Below are 19,385 nucleotides of genomic sequence, written 5' to 3' on the forward strand. Positions count from 1 at the left end.
TAGCAATAGCTATTTTTGGCTAAGGCAACAATCAATAAGCAATTGTTCAATGTTTTCAGCAGGTATGGCTTTTGAAAATAAAAAGCCCTGCATAAAGTTTATGTTTAACTCTTTACATAAAAAATGCTGCGATTGTGTTTCTATGCCTTCGGCAATAATTTCAAAATCGAGTGCTTTTAACATCAGTGATAACCCTTCAATAATTTTAATGCTTTTTTCACTTTCGGCAACTTGCATGCTTTTATCGAGCTTTACTATATTTATTGGGTACGTTGTTAAATGAGAAATTGAAGAGTAACCCATACCAAAGTCATCTAACGCTATTTTAAAGCCTTTCACAGATAGGCTGTTGAGTACATCAGCTATTTTTAAGTTGTCTTCAATTAATGCCGTTTCTGTCACTTCTAAAGTAATATTATGTGTATTAATTTGATACTTATTTACTTCAACTAATAATTTTTCTACAAAGCACTCGCTTTGAAGCTGCACCGGCGAAATATTAATTGCCATATTTAGTGTGTCAGAGTATTTATTTTGCCACTGGGCAAGTTGTTTTAATGCTGTTGATATTACCCAATTTCCGAGTTCGTTTATAAATCTCGACTCTTCTGCAATGGGTATAAATTCATCCGGGTTATAAAATGGAGTAACATCAGGCCACCTTATAAGCGCTTCAACACCGCATATTTTATGAGTTTTTACACAATACACTGGTTGGTAAAATAACCTAAATGCGTCGTTTTTTAAGTAATTTTTAATATTGTTTTGAATTTCCACTCGGCGGCTAAATTCATATTGATATTGTTCTTTGTAAAAACTGTTTTTGCCCTTGCCACTTTGTTTTGAGCGATACATCGCTATATCTGCACATTTTAATAAATCATGCGAGTGTGTTGCATCGGTAGGGTAAATGGCACTGCCAATACTTACACCACAGCTAATAGTCGTGTTATCGATAACGAATGGCTCAGCGGTATGGTTTAATATTCTAGTGGCTACTTTACCTATTTGACTTAATTGGCTTATACCGCCAATTATTACTGCGAACTCATCACCACCAAGTCTTGCAAAGCCTTCGTCTCTTCGTAGGCAATTATTAATTCTTGATACGAGTTGCTTTAAAATCTCATCTCCGACATTGTGGCCAAGGGTGTCGTTAATATTTTTAAAGTTATCTATATCAATCACAAGCAGCGCTACACTATTTTTACTACGTATATTACTGGCGATAGTTGATTTGAGGATTTCTTCAAAATGGTAGCGGTTAGAAAGCCCTGTTAATTGATCTCGCTCGGCCATTCGCTTAACTGCAAGGTAGCTTTCTAACATGCGTTGTTCTGATTCGAAACGTTTTTTAGCAAATAATATCGCTTTATTTAAGCTTGCACTCGTTATATCATTTTTAGGTAGAAAATCCTGGGCGCCTGCTTCTATACACTTTAATGCAAGTGATGGGTTTTCAGATGTGCTGATCATTATTATGGCAGTATTACCAAGGTTTGGTTTCGCCCGCATTTCTCGCAGTAATTCTATGCCGTCTTCTTTGGGCATAGAATAATCAAGCAAAATCACATCAAAATGCATATCTTCAATGGCATATAACCCTTCAGATACTGATTCTACTTCGGTAATACTATGAAGTTGCATACCGTCCGTCATCAGCATTTTTCTAATTAATTTACGATCTACTATATCGTCGTCAACTATCAGTATATACATGTTCTTCCTTAGAGTCGGGAGTCGTACTATGGCTAGTAACTATTATTACTGTATGTATGGTTTTGCTTGTTTTTAGGCCAAAATACAGTAAATGTAGTGCCTGATTTTCCGTCGGAGCTAACCTCTACCTTGCCGCCAAAATTAGTTACGTGTTTTTTTACGACTGAGAGGCCGATGCCAGTGCCTTCTATTTCATCGCGTGAGCGTAATGTCTGAAACAACTCAAATATAAGTGAAAAGTATTTGGGGTCTATACCTGGGCCGTTATCACTTACCTCAATAATGTAGTGATGCACTGATTGCTTTAAGCTTATATTAACTTCACCGTGCTCTTTATTATTGTGTTTTATAGCATTACTAATTAAGTTAAGAATAACCGTTTTAAAAGGCACCGCAGGAATATTAATTAAAGTATTATTTGTATCGACAGTGACGGTTATTGATTTTGGAATATCTAAAAGCTGCGCTACATCTTCAAAAACAGATTCAAGAGATATACTCGTTAACGTTACATCGCACTGGTCAATTCTTGCGTATTTTAGTAAATCTTCCAGCAGTGTTTGCATACGATTGGCACGGCTAATAACGAGTTGGAAGTTTTCGGCATGCTCCTGAGGGAGTAAATCTTTACAATCATCAGAGATCCATTCAAGCAGTCGCTTAATGGCATTCAAAGGTGCTTTTAAATCATGTGATGCAATGCTTGTAAATTCATCGAGATCTTTATTGGCTTTAGTTAATTTATTAATTAAGCCTTCTATTTCACTTAAGTCTCTACAAACACACATAATATAAGGTGCGCCGGTACTGTCTTCAAAACGTTTTTTTGTTGTTTCTACAGTAATATATTGGCCATTGGGTGCATGTAGTTTTTCAATGACTTTACTTTGCCCGGTTTCGAATGCAATTTTGTCTTGTGCTAAAAATGCTTCTGCATCTGCTTCATCAAAGGACTCTATGGTAGTGAAGCCTATAACCTTATCTTTTAAATGTACGGGGTACATATTTAAAAAGGCGTCATTCGCATACACTATTTTAAACTCTTCATCTTTTACAAAAATAAAATCACGGTTTAGCTTAGAAATAGTGGCTTGTAGCTCGTTTATTTTTTCTTGCTCTATTATTTTTTTACGGTTTTTTAAGTGATTTACTATATTTTTTTGCAAAACCTCAAGCGTAGTCATTTCTTTTTGCGACAGTGGTTGATCATTTTTTTTATCAAAAATAAGCCAACCAAATAGAAGCTTGCTAAATAAAATTATAGGGGCAGTTACTCGCCAAGTGTAGCTGTGAGCACTGTGTGAATTTTGCTGGGGGATCTCAATTAACCTGCACTCATTACTAGTGTAAAGTGCAAGCTCAGTATCGCTTACGTTTAAACTTTCACCATAGTGCGCTAACTTAATTTTATGCTCAGGGTAATTGGCGACGATTGCACAGGATTTAGCACCAAGCAAGTTCACAGCAAGCTCGCATACGCTATCTAGATTTGTTTGAATATTATCTTCAAGTAAAACGTGCCACAACTTGTAGGGATTTACTGATGGGGAGCCTATGTAAGATTCAACAGTTGGCATTAAAAGTCCTTTTAATTTTAGCCTGAATTTAGTTTACAGTGAATTAACCTTAGAGTAGCAGATTGTTGCAGATATGTGTGTTATTTTGAAGAGGATATTTGCGCTTTATATAGCAATAATAAATAAATCAGATAAAAAAGTGTGTTTGTTAAGCATTTTTATAACACCCCCTTAGTTATAAGCTAACTAAGGGGGTGTTAAAGCTTAACCTGCGACAGGTGTTTTTCCGGCATGTATGTTAGTAATACTTTTAATAAACATATAAATACAGGTGCTAATTAGGCAGCCTGCTAAGTAAAACACAATACCGTTTGGCGCATTAGACAAATGTGCGCTTAGCATTGGGCCAAATACCGAACCTATACTGTAGCTTAAAAGCATAATTTCGGTTGCCGACACTATTTTTGCCATAGGTAGGCTATCGCAGGCAAGCGTAATAGCAATTGGGTATAGAGCAAAGCTGCAGGCGCCTAGTATTAAATAACTTATTATTAATCCGGCCAAGGTATTTGCTTGTAAAATACCTATTGCACCTGCTGCGCCCACTAAACAAAACATACCCATAAGTAAACTTTTTTCCAGGCGAGTAGATAAGTAGCTAACCAGCGGTTGCACTAACATTCCACCTAAAATTATTACAGCCATTAGCGTGCCAGTGTACTGCGCCTGCTCTGCTTGAGATGCAATATAAACAGGCATTAAGCCATAAATAGGCCCAAGTAATAAGCCTGAGGCTAAACAGCCGAGCATAGCCGGATGGCTTAGGTTTTTAATCTCTTTTAAATATAGTTTTTGTAGTTGTTGTTTTTCTGGTTGGCCTTTAGTAATTAATAAAGGCGCCAAAATAGCAAAGCACAATAACGCAGCCACAAATAAGTAGGGTGTAGCACCTTGTGTACCTAGCGGTCCAATAGCGAGTTGCCCAACAGCGCTGCCTCCATATAACGAGGTCATATATAGGCCTAGGCGTTTAGCCCGTGATTTTGCTGTATTTGTCATAAGTAGCCACGATTCAACTACAACAAACACACCTGCGACAGCAATACCTGCAATAAATCGAGCAATTAGCCAACTAATAGCGTTCGGTAATGCTAGCTGGGCTAACACACTCAGTATTAATAAACTTAAAAACAATATAAACGCAAAGCGATGGCCTACTTTAACCACAATACGTTCTATTGTGGTTGCGCCTATAAGTAACCCCAAATAAAAAATACTAGCAAGCCATGGAGCTAGGTTTTCATCTAATTTGAATGCAGATAACGAAAGCGGAATTAAGCTCATTAAAAAGCCAGATGCTATGGCAAAAAAAGATAAGCCAATAACGGGTGCTAGTGGGTTGTTAGGTGCATTGTAGGCGGCAGGTTCAGCCATTTTTTTTAGACTCGGTGAGTTAAATAACTCCAGTTTTAAATTGTAAGGAGTTACTTTAGTAATAAAATTTGCGCGAATTTAGAGCTAATTGATAGATAAGTAAAGTGATTTCTGGCGTTAAATATACAAATTAATTCTTAAGTGAAATTTTAGATCTGGAATACTGTTTTTGTAGTATTTTTATGAGGTTATTGTTTTATATTTGTTAGCAATAATGGTTAAAACCCCAACTAGAATTGGGGCTTAATTATGATGTGAATAAAATAATAAGGCAGAGCTTTAGTGCTAGCTAATATCGGGAGTTGAATCGCGTAAAATTAACTTAGGCTCAAACACCTGATTTACCGTTATGCCGCTTTTTTTATAAATATCTTTAAGCACTAAATTTGCTGCTGCACGGCCCATTTCGGGTACTGGGTTATCTATTGTAGTAAGCGTAGGGTAAAGGTAATTGGTAAAAATAACGTTATCAAAACCAATTATTGCTAAATCTTTAGGTAAATTAAAGCCATGCTCGCGGGCATACTTCATTGCACCCGATGCCATTTCGTCATTGGCGCACACAAGAGCCGTAATTTGCGCTTTATGTTGAATAAAATGACGTAGGCCATCGCTGCCACCGGTTTCTTTAAAGTCGCCCACATAATACAAGCTTTCGTCAAAGGTGAGGTTATATTCTGCAAGCGCCTTTTTGTGGCCTTTTAAACGATCTGAGGCATCTTCTTTAAATTGTGGACCGGCAATATAAGCAATACGTTTATGCCCTTTATTGATCATAGCTTTTGTTGCAAGGTAGCCACCCATAACATTATCGAGACTAATGCAGTTTTGCTCTATTTCTTTAACGTAGCGACTCATTAAATAAATAGGGGTTTTACCTTTACTGAGCTCAATTAAGTACTCGTTAGATACCGCTTCTACGTGAGCAATAATGGCGTCGCAATTACGGCTAGTTAAAAATTCAAAACCGTTTTTTCTTTTTTTTCATCACTGTGGCCGGGCGTAATAATTACGTGTTTACCAGCTATACGTAATTGCTCTTCAATGGCCGACATCATTTGTCCAAAAAACGGGCCGTCTAACTCAGACACTAAAATGCCTACACTGTTAGTACGGCTTGATGCTAAAGAGCGTGCAATAGAACTTGGCTGATAGCCGAGCTCTTTCATCGCCTCTAACACCTTTTTTTTCGTTTTTTTACTTACGTAGTCGTTGTCGTTAAGCACCCTAGATACAGTTGATAAAGACACACCTGCCATTTCTGATACTTGATAAATAGTCGCCATTTATATCCTAGCTTGTACGCATTTGTTTTTAATAAAAATTTATAAAACATAAGTTGTGATTAAAAGTTAATTTACACATTACTGCGCCTAATTGCTAAATCTTCTGTTATTTTTTGGGTCATTGCGGGTGTAAGCGGATAAATAAGCATCAACGCGGCGCCTAAAAAAGCAAAAGCAGCTGGGATCCAGCTCATTAGTAACTGCATAGCGGGTAGGGCGTGATTAATTGTAAGCTCATCCATACCGTTATATCCATAGCCTGCAAGTACCACTAATACGAGTGCCCCAGCAAAACCACCACCAGTTTTTTGCACAAAGGTACCTGCTGAATAAATAAGCCCGGTAGCACGGCGTTTATTTTTCCACTCGGAGTAGTCGGCAGAATCTCCTAGCATGCTAAAAAACAAAGTAGGCATCATGGCTGCAAAAAATTCAGCCGCGCAGCCAAAGGTAAATACAGCGACAATATTATTGCTAGGCACCCAATAAAATGCAGTGGTTAATAAGCCGCTTAGCAACAACGATGCAATAAATAAATTGCGTTTGCCCATAATTTCAGCCAGCTTGCCTGTAGCAAGTGCACCAAATATAGATACTATTAATAAGGCAATAAAATATTGCCCTGCCATTAGTTCATCAGCAACGTGGTACTTAAAGTAATAAGCAATAACACCGTATTTTATACCGTTAAACATCATGGTTAAAAAGCCAATACCTAATAAAACAAGCCAAGGTTTATTTGTTAGTAAATCGACCATATCGCGCTGCGAACCGGTTAGGTTTTGTTTATTTTTATTAAGTAGTTTTTTTATAACAACAGTCATTGCCGCCATAACTAAAGCAAAAAATAGCCCGCTGTATAAATCGCGATAATAAAAAAACAGTGTTGTTGATAACAAAGGTAATATTATAAATGGCAGGTTTTTAGTTAAATCAAACAGTTCTGATTTTAAACACCCTTGCTCTGAAGCTGGCGCTATTACGCGTTCTTTAGTGCTTACAAAGGTAATAACCATGAGCGCAATAAGTAAACTTGCGAACAAATACATAGTGAGCTGATAGCCCTTGGCGTTATCACCGCCTCCAAAATAAGCGACTAAGTCGGGTAAAAAGCCCATCACTAATAACCCGCCTGTAAACGCGCCTGCAAATCTGAATCCTGATAGCTTTGTGCGCTGGGTGTCATCGGGGGTCATTACGCCCATAAGTGCAGAGTAGGGTACGTTACTGACTGTATAAGCAAGTGTTAAACCAATATAAGTAACGTAGGCATAAATAAGTTTATTGGTTTCGCTAAAGTTTGGTGTGGTAAAGCACAGCACCATAAACAAACCTAAAAAGGGCGCGGAGTAGAGTATCCACGGCCTAAATTTTCCAAAGCGCGACTGCGTTCTATCGGCAATCATGCCCATAATTATATCGGTTACACCATCAGATAATCTAACCACTAAAAACAGCATGGCGGCCGCTGCAGCCGATATGCCAAAGGTGTCGGTATAAAATACCGCTAAATAGGCCAATGCGCCGCGCCATACTAAATTAGCACCCGCGTCACCCATGGCATAACCGACTTTTTCGTATAAAGGGAGTTTGTTCACAGTGTGTGTTCTTATTGTTATGAGCCGCTAATTTAGCGGCTAGTTATTAATTTTCTATACGCTTTACCGCTGGCTTTAACGGTGCGTGTTTGGGTATCGTAATCTACATGTACTATACCAAAACGTTTTAAATACCCTTCTGCCCATTCAAAATTATCCATGAGGCTCCAAGCAAAGTAACCATCTACTTTAACGCCTTGTACTGTTGCATTATGTAGAGCATTTAAATGTTCATGGTAATAGTCAATACGGTCGTTATCGTTCACTTCACCGTCTTTAAATTCGTCAGCCATAGCTGCGCCATTTTCGGTAATATAAATAGGCGGTAGGGTGTATTTTTCGTTCAACGATACAAGTAACTCTGTAAGTGCTTTAGGGTAAATTTCCCAGCCAATATCGGTCATTGGGGCTTTGTGTGGCAGCTCATGATAAAAGTCTGTTTCGCTTGCTTGATAATGCATACGGGTATAAAAATTCACGCCTAAATAATCAAGTGGCTGTGCAATAATGTCCATATCGCCTTGTAAAATATCAGGGCGCTGGGCTTTAGGTAATTGGTTAATAATATCAGGGTATTGACCTTGCATTACTGGCTGCATATACCATTGATTTATGTAGTCATCAGCAAATGCAGTGGCGTTCAAATCTTCTTCGCATTGGGTAACTGGGTAGCAAGGCGTAAAGTTAAGCACAATACCGTTGAGTGAATTAGGGCTATTTTTAGCAAGTACTTGCATCGCTAATCCGTGGCCAAGTAGTAAATGATGGGCAGCTTTTCGCCCGTATTCTCGCCCAACAATACCAGGTGCATGTACGCCAATTTCGTAGCCTAAATAAGAGCTACAAAATGGCTCGTTTAGTGTTGCGTAAGAATGTACTCGCTCACCAAAGGCTTGGGTAATTAAATCGGTGTAATGTGCAAATTCGTAAGCCGTGTTTCGGTTAAGCCAGCCGCCTTCGTCTTCAATATGTTGTGGTAAATCCCAGTGGTACAAAGTAACAAATGCTTTAATATTACGACGTTTTAGCTCATCTAAAATATCGGTGTAAAACTTAACGCCTTTAGGGTTTAAATGGCCTGCTTTGGTCATTACACGCGGCCAAGAAATAGAAAGCCTGTAGGCGTCTACACCTAGCGACTCAATTAAATCTATATCATCTTGCCAACGAGTGTAATGCTCACAGGCAACATCACCATTTGAATTATCAGCAATTTTACCTTCTTTACTACAAAAGGTATCCCAAATGCAGGGGAGGCGATCTGCTGCGCCACCCTCAATTTGAAAAGACGCTGTGGCCACACCGTAAGTAAAGTGTTTGGCTAAAAGTTGTGAGCCACTAGGTAAAGATAATTGTTTCATTAAGCGAAAACCCCTGCTTTATTTTTAGTAAATTTGCTTTTATAAAGTTAAAGTTGGAAGCGCTTCCATAATTAATTTGATTAATCGCCGGGTATAGTATTTAATAACTTTCAGGAAGCGCTTCCATATTTAGGTTAGTGGCTATTGTTTAACAGGTCAATAGTTATATTTAAATAAGCAAATTACATTATAAAAACACACCCAGACAACACAGGGCCATAACAATGAAAAAAAGCTTAAACACAAAAGCATTAAAAATTCTTTCCCTTTTAGTAGGAGGAATATGCGTTTTAACAGCCTGTAATAAACAGCAAACGCAAGTTAGTAACAATCATACTAACGCCTCGGAGCATGAGCAGGGCGATATAACACTTTGGCCAACTCTTAAAAACAAAGTACAAAAAAGTGCCGAGATTGAAAATACAATTGCTGGTTATTTAAAGTCGATGACGCTTGAGCAAAAAGTAGCGCAAATGATCCAACCAGAAATTCGCGATATAACCGTTGAAGATATGCGCAAATATGGGTTTGGATCTTATTTAAATGGTGGAGGCTCTTTTCCTGATGCTAATAAGCATGCTACTCCTGCTGAATGGATAGCGCTTGCAGAGAGTATGTATCAAGCATCGGTTGATGATACGCTTGATGGCAGTAAAATCCCTACCATGTGGGGCACCGATGCCGTACATGGACATAATAACGTCATTGGTGCGACGTTATTTCCGCATAATATTGGTTTGGGTGCTGCTAATAACCCTGCGCTTATAGAGCAAATTGCAGCGGCAACAGCGGTAGAAGTAATGGCTACAGGAATTGATTGGGTATTTGCACCTACCGTAGCTGTAGTGCGCGATGATCGCTGGGGCAGAACCTACGAAGGCTATTCAGAGGACCCTGCAATTGTTCGCAAGTATTCAGCCGCTATTGTAAATGGCTTACAAGGTAGAGCCGACGGCGACTTTTTAAGTGATAAACGCGTAATTAGTACTGTTAAGCACTTTTTAGGTGATGGCGGTACAGTGGATGGCGACGATCAAGGTAATAATATAGATACCGAAAAAGACTTGTACAACATACATGCGCAAGGTTATGTAGGTGGCTTAACGGCAGGTAGCCAGTCTGTTATGGCGTCGTTTAATAGCTGGCATGGTAAAAAAAATCATGGTAATAAATACTTACTTACCGATGTACTCAAAACCAAAATGGGTTTTGATGGCTTTGTAGTGGGGGATTGGAATGGCCACGGGCAAGTTGCCGGCTGTACTAACGAAAGCTGCCCACAAGCGGTCAATGCGGGGCTTGATATTTTTATGGTGCCTACAAGTGCTTGGAAACCACTTTATAACAATACAATAGCGCAAGTAAAAGCGGGTACTATTCCCATGGCTAGAATAGATGATGCCGTTGCGCGTATTTTACGTGTTAAATTACGCGCAGGTTTATTTGAAAAACCAAGCCCTGCCAAGCGTAAATTCTCAGGTAAAGTAGCGCTAATTGGTGCGCCAGCACATCGTGATATTGCCCGCCAAGCGGTGCAAGAGTCTTTAGTACTGCTTAAAAACAATAACCATATATTACCGATTAACCCATCAAGCAATATACTTATAGCAGGCGATGCGGCCAATAATATTGGTAAACAATCGGGCGGTTGGAGCATTACGTGGCAGGGCACTAACAATAAAAATGAAGACTTTCCTGGAGCCACCTCTATATATGCCGGGTTAAAAGCGCAAATAGATACAGCAGGCGGTATCGCTATTTTAAGCCCAAATGACACTTTTGATACCAAACCCGATGTAGCCATTGTTGTATTTGGCGAAGAGCCATACGCAGAGGGGCATGGTGATAAAGACAACCTTGAGTTTGAACGAGGTAATAAACGCTCACTTAAAATTTTAAAAGCGTTAAAACAGCAAAATATCCCGGTTGTATCTGTGTTTATATCGGGCAGACCAATGTGGGTTAATAGCGAGCTAAATGCATCTGATGCGTTTGTAGCTGCATGGCTTCCTGGCACTGAAGGCCAAGGCATTGCAGATGTTTTACTAGCGGATGTAAATGGGCAAGTACAACATGACTTTAAAGGTAAGTTATCGTTCTCTTGGCCTAAATCGCCACTGCAAACGGCTGTAAATAAGGGCGATGAACATTATGCACCGCTACTACCTTATGGATTTGGGTTAACCTATAAAGATAAAAGTACCCTTGCCAATAACCTAAATGAAGACTCAGGTGTTGATGTAAGCAACCTTGCGACGCTGTCTATATTTAATGGTAGCTTTAAAACGCCGTGGCGTTTGTTTTTAAACTCTAATAACAAGCAGCATCAAGTGGCTAGCAATAGTGTAAAGCTTGGCGGCATTACTTATCGTACTGAAGATAAAACCATTCAAGAAGATGCGATGGCGTTTAATTTTATAGGCTCTAGCGCAAGCTATATTGAAATTAACAGTAACTTTACTGAAGACAAAGTAGCTTACATTGAGGCCAATTCAGCACTTAGTTTTAGCTATAAAATAAATACAATGCCAACAGAGCAAGTACAGCTAGGTATGAAATGCGAGCAAGGCTGTGGTGGCGAGCTTAATATAACCAATGAGCTTAAAAATTCAGCCTTAAATACATGGCAAACCATGAGTATAGATTTAACCTGCTTTGCTAAAAAGGGCGTTGATTTTGCCAGAGTAACCAGCCCGTTTATTATTAAAACGGCAGGAGAGCTTAGCGTTTCAGTTGCAGATATTAGCTTTATACCACAAAGCGCAAATAGCGCCACGGTTAAGTGTGAGTAATAGCATGTTTATAAGTTAAGTTTATTGTGTGTTGTCTCAAAGCCCTTTTTTAAGGGCTTTTTTAAGGGCTTTTTTTTAAAGAGGGTATTTATGCAGGGCAATATTGTTTTAAAAATTCATGATGCGGCGGTAATTGGCTAACGCGCTGTTCTATTTGCTGTTTAATACCGTGTAAAAAACGGGTGAGTTCTTCATTGTTCATCATGCTAGCTATTAAGTGGTGCTGTTCAGGCCCAATACCTTGTCCAAGCATAACTTGTACCCAAGAGTCGACTCTAAAAATATCACCATCGTCTAAAAATACACGGCCAGTTTGTTTAAACAAATCAATTTCATGCTTAAGTGTTTTTGGCACTTCCATGGCGCTACAATGCAGCCAAAATTCGCTGTCATCGCGATTAGTTACTTTGTAATGCAGCACAATAAAATCGCGAATATTTTCAATTTCGCTTTTAAGTTGTTTGTTGTATTCATCAATGGCGTGATTGGTTATGCCATTAAACGGAAATAAACGCATAAAGCGAATAATACCCGACATAATTAAATGAATGCTGGTGGACTCAAGTGGTTCAACAAATCCACTAGCAAGACCTAGCGCAAGGCAGTTTTTGTTCCAGCCTTTTAAGCGACGCCCAGTTTTAAATTTAATAACACGGGGTTCAGTAAGCGCTTCACCTTCAATGTTATTTAGCAATAACGCTTTAGCTTGTTCGTCATCCATATATTGGCTGCAATACACTAACCCATTGCCTACACGATTTTGCAGCGGTATACGCCATTGCCAACCACTTTTATGGGCAATAGAGCGGGTAAGTGGCAATACGGTATCGCTGGTTGATTTTGTTTGTACTGCAATGGCGCTATTGCATGGTAGTAAGTGCGACCAATCTTCGTAGCCCGTATGCAATGCTTGCTCTATTAATAAGCCTCTAAAGCCGGTGCAATCTATAAAAAAGTCGCCGTTTATTTGCTCGCCACTATTTAAAAGTAATGATTCTATATGGCCTGTTTTAGCGTTTTTTACTACTTTTTGTATTTTACCTTCAACACGCTTTACACCTAATGGCTCTGAAAATTCACGTAAAAACTGCGCGTAGCGGGTAGCATCCATATGGTAGGCGTAGTTAATAGGGTTTTGTTGGTTAAACGCAAATTTACCGGCTTTAGCCGCCTGCAGCTCGTAACAGTAATCGCCAAAAGGGTTGTTTATTCCTAAAGTTTTGCCTTGTAGCCAAAAGTGATGAAACTCACCCGCCCAACATTCTTTGCCCGTTACGCCAAATGAGTGAATATAACGCGTGTTTTCATCGCCCCAGTTTTCAAAGCTAATGCCTAATTTAAAGCTTGCTTGAGTGGCTTTCATAAAAGCTTGCTCATTTATACCTAGCAATTTATGAAACGTACGAATAGGCGGAATTGTTGCCTCGCCAACGCCTACAGTGCCAATATCGTCAGATTCAACAAGGGTAACATGTATATTTTTGCCAATTAATTTTGCAAGTGCAGCCGCGGCCATCCAGCCTGCAGTACCGCCTCCCGCTATTACTACGTTTTTAATAGCATTTGTTTTAGTCATTATGTGGCTGCCTATTATTAGATAAAAGATAATTTAAAAGCTCGCGGTTACTCGGTAAGCCTTTTAAGTATTGCGCTATTTTTTCACGGTTTTGCTGATAATAGTAATCCCCAGCACGTGGGTCGTTAAATGCATTTTGTGCAGATACAGTTTGTGTATTAAAGCCCATGCCGTATAAAACATACTGGTAACTACTTGATGAAAATACTTCTTCGTTTTCAATAAAGTCAAAGCGGCTAGGGGGCTGAAATTGCCACAGTTTTAGTAAGTTTTTTAGCCGCTCTGGTGCAGTTGTTAAATCGCGAATGTTTTGCCAGTAGGGGGTATCGTCGCGTTCGCTTAGCACATAATGAAGTTTTAAAAATTCGACAACACGTTGCCAACGCGTGCTAAAGCGGTCATTAAAACGTGCTTCAAGCTGGCTCATGTGGGTGCGGTTTTGTGGTAGTTGCTCGCTCAGCATACTAATTGAAAGTTCAACCATGGCAAGTGCAGAGGCTTCTAGTGGTTCTAAAAAACCAGCTGACATACCCACGGCAACACAGTTTTTAATCCAAAATTTTTGCCTGTATCCAGGGCTGAATTTTAATACACGGTAATTAAGCTGCTCAGCTTGTTGCTCGCTGGTACTTTTAGCTATGTAGCTTTTTAAAGTATCGGTTGCGCTTTCATCACTTTGGTATTTACTACTAAACACATAACCTGTACCACGGCGTGTTGGCAGGGCTATATCCCAAATCCAGCCGTTACCTTGCGCAGTAGAGAGCGTTGCTGAGGTAATATTTTGAGTAGGATGGGAGTTAGGTATTTGCGCCGCAACAGCGCTATTATTAAATAAAATATGATCTTGCGCTATAAATTCACTTTTAAAATGCTCCCCAATTAAACGCGCACGAGAGCCTGAGCAATCTAAAAATAAATCTCCTGTTATATTGCCATTATTATTGGTTTTTAATGAGGCTATATAATCCTTTTCGTCATTAATAACCTCGGTTACATCGTCAGTAATATGCGTAACGTTTAAGTTTTTAACGCTGTGATTTTTTAAAAATTCAGCAAATTTACCTGCATCTAAGTGGTAGCCATAGTTAGTAACGGCTGCATATTCTGGGGTTTGTAATTGCTTTGGCGCAAGCGCTGCTTGGCATACAAAGCTTTGCATATTAACTACATCAGCAAACTTTTGGGTGGGCGCTATGCGTTGCCAACTTGCGTGTAAATTAGTGTGCTCGTAGCCTTGAGGGTTCATAAAAGGGTGGTAGTAGTTTTCTCCCTCGTTGAGGTTGCGCCAATTTATAAATTTAGAACCTTGCTTAAAGGAGGTGTCGCATTGGGTTATAAAATCAATTTCTTTAATGCCAATGCGCTGCAACGTGTTACGCATTGAAGGCCACGTGCCTTCGCCTACACCTAGTATTGGCACATTTGCTGACTCAATTAACGTGACACTTAAATGTGGATGCTCAGCAGCTAATAAACCCGCGCTTAGCCAGCCGGCTGTGCCGCCACCTAAAATGACTATTTTTTTTATTGGTTTGGTCATGAGTTAAAACCCTAAACTTGATAACACATAAACTATATCGTTTTAAATACAAAAAAGCCGCTAGTAAAAACTAACGGCTTTGCTTTGTATTACCTTTAGAAGTTGTAACGCATACCAATATTGTAGCGTGCGCCTAGTTGTTGCAGGTTCCATAATTGCACTGAAGTTCGGCCATGTTCGCGGCTGTTTTGCTCAGTAATATTTATACCTTCAACAAAAAACGAAAGCTGTTCGCTGTAGTTGTACGCAACGTTAAAATCGATTTGATAATACTCTTCAGTAAAACCTGGCTCGTTAACGTAACGTGCAGCGCTATTTAAAAACTTATCACGCCAGTTATAGGCAACACGGGCTTGAAAGTCATCGTTTTCGTACATAGCAATAAAGCTAGCTGTATCGCTTAAACCTACTAGTGCAAATTGCGTAGTAGTTGGGTCTGCGTTTACATCAAAGTCTATATCGCCATTAACGGTAGTGTAGTTTGCTTGAACGCCAAAGCCGCTTTCACCAAAAAAGTGTTGAAATGCAATTTCAAAACCATCAATAGTGGCGTTTTTATTGTTAGTAGGTACTTGTGCCGTAAATTCGAGTAGTGGGTCATCGCTGTTAGCAATAACATCGTATGCGGCTTCAAACTCTTCGTAGGTCATAGAGTCAAAATCTACGCCATTTTCGGTGGCGGCAACCATTTGAAATAAGTTTGAATCGGTAATAGCTAGCCCGCGAGATTCCAGCTCTGCAATAGCAGCTTGTGCACGAGGGCCCGCAGTTGCATCACGTAAACCATAGTAATTTTGTGTCATTGGCGTTAAACCAATAAAGTTTTCGATATCTTTTGTGTAATAGCCAACCGACACATAACTTGTTTCTGCAAAGTACCATTCAGCCGATACATCAATGTTATCTGACTCAAGCGGCACTAAACCAGGGTTACCAGTTGAAGCCGTGGCGGGCGACGAACCTGCCAAAATTGTTGGACCGCCAGGTACGCCCACAGTAGCGGCAGAGCTTAAGTTATCATACGTTGGGCGGGCAATTGTTGTACTGTAAGAAAAGCGCGCTTTAACGTTTTCGATTACTTCTATGTCAAAGTCAAAGCTTGGTAAAAAGTGATCGTAGCTAGATTTAAGCGTGAAATCTTCTTTGTTTGAGCCAAAGCGTACATTGAAATCGTTATTACCTTCCCATGCTATTGCATTTGGTAAATCGATATTAGCTGTTGAGGTAATGTCGGTAGACTCTTGGCGTGCGCCAATAACTAGGTTATAGGGCATATCGCCAATGTAACCTGTGTAACTAAATTGCACGAACGCGGCGGTTATGTCTTCTTCAATAGAGCGGTTTGTGGCAAATGCGCCATCGGCTGCAAAGTTAAAGCCGTATTGCTCGCCTGCCCAATAACCTATTTGTGAAGCGCTGCCCGTATACCCTTGATTAAATGAACCTGATGTATCGTAATCATCAAACTCAGCTAAAAAGTTGGTAGGGTTTAAGTAACCCTCTGGCAGCTCACCTGGGTTTTCAATACCCCAGTTACCCATAGTGTTACGAGTTAGTGATTGTAGTGAATGGCTTTGCATAGAGCGAGACTCTATACCAAAGTCAATTGCACCGTTTTCAAGCTCGTATTTACCATGTAGCCTAAATTCGGTTACCTCAGACTCTTGGCTTGCAAAGTTTGAGTCTAAAATAGACGTCCCCACGTCTGATGGATCTAAGGTGTTATTACAATTTAAGTTTTCTCTACGGCAGTCGTTAAAATCGATGCTCATAGAAGGTAGCTCACGGCTAAAGTCCACTTCTTGTGCGTTAACTACGTTTGCGCCAAGGCCTGCATTAACCCAGCTACCGTATGGCGCATCAGGTTTACTGGTGGCTTCTGAGTTATGTGCATCAAACATAAAGCTCAACTCAGAGTTAAAGTAGTACTCTACATTTAAGCCGATTGAGTCATTTTTATTTACTTGATTAAGCTCTTGAAACGCTAAGCCTAAGTCGCGAGTTTGTTGATCGCGGCGTTCTTCTCGGTAGTAAATTGGGGTTTTTACAGTGTTGTCGTCAAAGGTAAGTGCGCTTTTGTAGTTATCCATCCATATTGATTGCTCAGCACGCGCTTCAAATAAATCTTGTTTAGAGTAGGTGTAATCAAGCGTAGCTGTTAAGTCATCAATAGGGCTATATTGCAGCGTTAATTGCGCGTTTGTACGCGTGCGTTCTCTGTCGGCTATGGTATAACGCAAATCTGATGGCATTGAATAAAGCTGGCCAATCTCTGGTGCGTTAGTAAGTACAATATCGTCAGCCGCTTGAGGAATAGTGCCGTCATATGCCGATGTATTCCACTGATTTACAAATGCGCCAGTTGATGAGCTATCGCGTTGTTGCATGCTTGCCGTTAACGATGCGCCAAATTTAGCTTCGCTGTCGGTCCAGCTAATAATGCCCGAAAGCTCAGGTGTAATATCATCGCCTACGCGATTAGTTGTATCGTGAAGTGCTTTAACTCCAATACTTGAAACAAATCCAGGGTTATCGAGCGGGCGGGCAGTATTAATATTAATTGTTGCGCCAATACCACCAGATGCAATACTCGCTTTACCTGTTTTATATACTTCTACCGATTTAACGCTATCAGACGCTAAATTAGCAAAGTCAAAAGCACGAGAGCTTGGTGTACCGCCACCCGCTGGCAAAGAAGCTGCCGGCATAGTACGACCGTTAAGGGTTACCATATTGTAATCGGGGCCAAAACCACGAACGGTCACTTTAGATCCTTCACCGTTTGAGCGATCAATCGACACACCGGTAATACGCTGTAGCGATTCGGCTAAATTGGTATCGGGGAACTTACCAATATCCTCAGCAGAAATGGCGTCTACCACACCTGCTGCGTCGCGTTTTAAACGAGTTGATTCTTTAATACTGCTTTTAAAGCCAGTGACCTGAATTACTTCAACGTCTTGGTTTGCTTCTTCTTGTGCAAGCAACTCTAAAGATACAGATGCGCTTAAAATCAGAGATATGCTGGTCGCTATCTTTGTTTTTCTTACAATATGGTTAGCCATTCGGTTTCCCTCGTACTTTTATCATTATTATTAACAGCCAGTATGGAACTGTTTTTGTGTAATTAACAACATTGTCAAATGTGTGGAAGCGCTTCCAGAAAAGGTAATTAAAAATCGCCTGTGTGGAAGCGCTTCCAGAAATGCTAGTTTAATTTTTAAATAGGGTCAACCAAAGTTTTAACAAAATGAGACTAAATTGTTTTTAAAATGTACCCTAATTAAATTAACGTTATAATTTACAGTTGGTTATGAATATTGTGCTGGAGTGGTTTTGTTACATCGTTTTAGTCTATAAGGCTGGGTTATTAGTTGATTGAGTTATTAACTGCATTAAAAGTAAAGGGGAAGGGTGTACAGGGTTAAATTAGTTATATAACTATACATAGCGTAAAGGCCGTTTGTCACACACCTAACATACTGCATCGTTTACTGATTATACTTAACCTTAACTCTGGATAATAAATCTATCTCGAACAGCTATTTTCAACGCTAGCTGCGTTAAATTTACTTGCAATAGGCCAGCTATTGGCGCGCAAATTCGCCTTATTTTCATTGAAAATCTCGGAGCAGCAATGATCAAACCTTACTTATATTTAGCAGCTACTAGTTTAATGTTTACCTCGTTTAGTAGTGTAAGCGCCGAGCAATGTAATGATATGAGTTTGCAAGTTTTAGGCTCTGGCGGGCCTGAACTTAATGATGGCCGAGCGTCTACTAGTTACCTTATTTGGCATAATCACAAAGCCAGAGTGTTAGTTGATGTTGGTTCTGGGGCAAGTGTTGGCTTTGATAAAGCAGGTGTAAAATTTAACGATATCGATGCTATTTTATTAAGCCATTTACATAGTGACCATGCAGGTGATTTACCTAGCTTTATAAAAGGTAGTTATTTTACCCAACGTGGAAAAACCCTTGCTATATATGGCCCGCAAGGTAATCACATTATGGCATCAACGAATGAGTACACACAAAATCTACTAGGCGATAAAGGCGCATTTAGATACTTAAGTGATTACATTAATGGCAATGAAAGTTACACCCTTGATATTCGCTCTGTAAAATCCAGTAAAGAGCAGCCTTTTAACCACTCCTTACAAAACGACTTAGTGGTTAAAGCATTAACAGTAAATCATGGGCCAATACCGGCTTTGGCATGGCTCGTAAATATTGCGAGTTGTGAACTTGTGTTTTCTGGCGATATGACTAATAAGTTAGGCACATTTACTGAATTTGCCAAAAATGCTGACGTGGTAGTGATGCACAATGCCATTGATGAAAACTCATCAAGTGGGGCTAAAAATTTACACATTACACCAAGCGCAATTACAGCCGTTTTAAAAGTAGTTGAACCCCGTATTACTGTTATTTCGCATTTTATGAATCGATCATTAAAAAATCAGCAACGTTTTAATAAATCGTTAAATAAAGCATTAAAAAGTAAAGTAATTTTTGCAGAAGATGGTCTACTTATACATTTATAGCGGTTATATGAAT

10 protein-coding genes and 1 pseudogene are annotated in these 19,385 nt (G+C 39.6%); 2 read left to right on the top strand and 9 right to left on the bottom strand.

Annotated elements, in window-relative coordinates:
• Window positions 1–9 precede the first annotated feature (9 nt).
• From ALFOR1_RS06670 to ALFOR1_RS06695, 6 genes and pseudogenes are all read right to left on the bottom strand, one after another.
• On the bottom strand, window positions 10–1,719 hold the full coding sequence (locus tag ALFOR1_RS06670; RefSeq protein ID WP_104642443.1) for a two-component system response regulator: 1,710 nt from the start codon (window positions 1,717–1,719) through the stop codon (window positions 10–12).
• A gap of 32 nt (window positions 1,720–1,751) precedes the next feature.
• Entirely contained in the window at window positions 1,752–3,296 is a 1,545-nt protein-coding gene (locus tag ALFOR1_RS06675; protein WP_104642444.1) for a PAS domain-containing sensor histidine kinase, read from the bottom strand.
• Window positions 3,297–3,500: 204 nt separating this feature from the next.
• The gene (locus ALFOR1_RS06680; RefSeq protein ID WP_058548945.1) at window positions 3,501–4,670 is read right to left on the bottom strand and encodes an MFS transporter; all 1,170 of its coding nucleotides are present in this window, start codon (window positions 4,668–4,670) and stop codon (window positions 3,501–3,503) included.
• Window positions 4,671–4,955: 285 nt separating this feature from the next.
• Window positions 4,956–5,956: pseudogene (locus tag ALFOR1_RS06685) on the bottom strand (LacI family DNA-binding transcriptional regulator).
• 71 nt (window positions 5,957–6,027) lie between these two features.
• Window positions 6,028–7,554: an MFS transporter gene (locus ALFOR1_RS06690; protein ID WP_058548947.1), complete on the bottom strand. Its 1,527-nt coding sequence runs from the start codon at window positions 7,552–7,554 to the stop codon at window positions 6,028–6,030.
• Between the two features lie 32 nt (window positions 7,555–7,586).
• Window positions 7,587–8,915 carry a GH1 family beta-glucosidase gene (locus tag ALFOR1_RS06695; RefSeq protein ID WP_104642445.1) on the bottom strand — a complete coding sequence of 443 codons (1,329 nt, stop codon included), beginning with the start codon at window positions 8,913–8,915 and terminating at the stop codon, window positions 7,587–7,589.
• Window positions 8,916–9,139: 224 nt separating this feature from the next.
• Here ALFOR1_RS06695 and ALFOR1_RS06700 point away from each other — a divergent pair, with 224 nt between their 5' ends.
• A complete protein-coding gene (locus ALFOR1_RS06700) occupies window positions 9,140–11,707 on the top strand; it encodes a glycoside hydrolase family 3 protein (RefSeq protein ID WP_104642446.1) in 2,568 nt (855 codons plus the stop codon).
• An 88-nt stretch (window positions 11,708–11,795) separates the two neighbouring features.
• Here the strand turns inward: ALFOR1_RS06700 and ALFOR1_RS06705 are convergent, their stop codons facing one another.
• The 3 genes from ALFOR1_RS06705 to ALFOR1_RS06715 all read right to left on the bottom strand — a co-directional run bounded on the left by ALFOR1_RS06705 (window position 11,796) and on the right by ALFOR1_RS06715 (window position 17,891).
• The gene (locus tag ALFOR1_RS06705) at window positions 11,796–13,283 is read right to left on the bottom strand and encodes a tryptophan halogenase family protein (protein WP_104642447.1); all 1,488 of its coding nucleotides are present in this window, start codon (window positions 13,281–13,283) and stop codon (window positions 11,796–11,798) included.
• Entirely contained in the window at window positions 13,276–14,826 is a 1,551-nt protein-coding gene (locus tag ALFOR1_RS06710; protein ID WP_104642448.1) for a tryptophan halogenase family protein, read from the bottom strand. The genes ALFOR1_RS06705 and ALFOR1_RS06710 overlap by 8 nt, the downstream gene beginning before the upstream one ends.
• Window positions 14,827–14,921: 95 nt before the next feature.
• Complete coding sequence (locus tag ALFOR1_RS06715) at window positions 14,922–17,891, bottom strand: TonB-dependent receptor (protein WP_104642449.1); 2,970 nt, start codon at window positions 17,889–17,891, stop codon at window positions 14,922–14,924.
• A gap of 572 nt (window positions 17,892–18,463) precedes the next feature.
• On the opposite strand from ALFOR1_RS06715, the gene ALFOR1_RS06720 reads away from it, so the two are divergent.
• Window positions 18,464–19,372: an MBL fold metallo-hydrolase gene (locus ALFOR1_RS06720; protein ID WP_104642450.1), complete on the top strand. Its 909-nt coding sequence runs from the start codon at window positions 18,464–18,466 to the stop codon at window positions 19,370–19,372.
• Window positions 19,373–19,385 lie beyond the last annotated feature (13 nt).

The sequence above is a fragment of the Pseudoalteromonas carrageenovora IAM 12662 genome, assembly GCF_900239935.1.
GTDB lineage: Bacteria > Pseudomonadota > Gammaproteobacteria > Enterobacterales > Alteromonadaceae > Pseudoalteromonas > Pseudoalteromonas carrageenovora.

What these genes read in the sequence shown, in the direction of transcription:
- ALFOR1_RS06710 (WP_104642448.1), bottom strand. Translation starts at nt 14,826, where the DNA reads ATGACCAAACCAATAAAAAAAATAGTCATTTTAGGTGGCGGCACAGCC.
- ALFOR1_RS06715 (WP_104642449.1), bottom strand. Translation starts at nt 17,891, where the DNA reads ATGGCTAACCATATTGTAAGAAAAACAAAGATAGCGACCAGCATATCT.
- ALFOR1_RS06670 (WP_104642443.1), bottom strand. Translation starts at nt 1,719, where the DNA reads ATGTATATACTGATAGTTGACGACGATATAGTAGATCGTAAATTAATT.
- ALFOR1_RS06675 (WP_104642444.1), bottom strand. Translation starts at nt 3,296, where the DNA reads ATGCCAACTGTTGAATCTTACATAGGCTCCCCATCAGTAAATCCCTAC.
- ALFOR1_RS06680 (WP_058548945.1), bottom strand. Translation starts at nt 4,670, where the DNA reads ATGGCTGAACCTGCCGCCTACAATGCACCTAACAACCCACTAGCACCC.
- ALFOR1_RS06695 (WP_104642445.1), bottom strand. Translation starts at nt 8,915, where the DNA reads ATGAAACAATTATCTTTACCTAGTGGCTCACAACTTTTAGCCAAACAC.
- ALFOR1_RS06705 (WP_104642447.1), bottom strand. Translation starts at nt 13,283, where the DNA reads ATGACTAAAACAAATGCTATTAAAAACGTAGTAATAGCGGGAGGCGGT.
- ALFOR1_RS06700 (WP_104642446.1), top strand. Translation starts at nt 9,140, where the DNA reads ATGAAAAAAAGCTTAAACACAAAAGCATTAAAAATTCTTTCCCTTTTA.
- ALFOR1_RS06720 (WP_104642450.1), top strand. Translation starts at nt 18,464, where the DNA reads ATGATCAAACCTTACTTATATTTAGCAGCTACTAGTTTAATGTTTACC.